This is a genomic window from Corallococcus llansteffanensis (assembly GCF_003612055.1).
GTDB lineage: Bacteria > Myxococcota > Myxococcia > Myxococcales > Myxococcaceae > Corallococcus > Corallococcus llansteffanensis.
On sequence record NZ_RAWB01001144.1, the window covers coordinates 1 to 592 of the forward strand.

General features: G+C 69.8%; 1 protein-coding gene. It reads left to right on the forward strand.

Going from position 1 to position 592, the window contains the following annotated elements; genetic code table 11:
* Nucleotides 1-592 (forward strand): FIST signal transduction protein (locus D7V93_RS43840; RefSeq protein WP_208723380.1); only part of this gene is annotated, 592 nt, incomplete at both ends.

Genomic DNA, 592 nt, shown 5'->3' on the forward strand with positions numbered 1-592 from the left:
GGGGCGGCGCGGGAAACAACCTCCGGTTCTTCAAGACGGCCCAGTTCGCGCAAGGAAAGGCCTACCGGGACCAGGTGGTGGTGATTGCCTTCGACGCCCAGGAGCCCATCGGCGTCGGCATCCAGCACGGCTGGTATCCGTACGGTCCACCGGCCCAGGTCACGAAGGCGCGCGGCACGACCGCCATCGAACTGGATTACGAGAGCGCGTTCGAGGTCTACCGGCGCACGGCCGCGAGCCGGGGCGTCGAACTGGACGTGCCGGGCTTCGCCAGCTTCGCGATGACCCACCCGCTGGGGATTCCCCAGGCCAGCGGCGAGTTCGTGATCCGTGACCCCATCTCCGTCGAATCCGACGGTTCGGTCCGCTACGTCGCCGAGATACCGGACGGCTCGCTGGTCCGGGTGATGGAGGGCGCACGCGCGGATCTGCTCGACGCGGCGGCCGGTGCCGCCACCATGGCCCGGGAAGCCACCCCTGGCCCGCTGGGCGGCGCGGTGGTGTTCGATTGCGTCTCCCGCTACCTCATCCTGGGGGAGGGGGTCCGGGACGAGCTCTTGAGATTCCAGCAGGCGCTCGGAGAGGGCGTCCC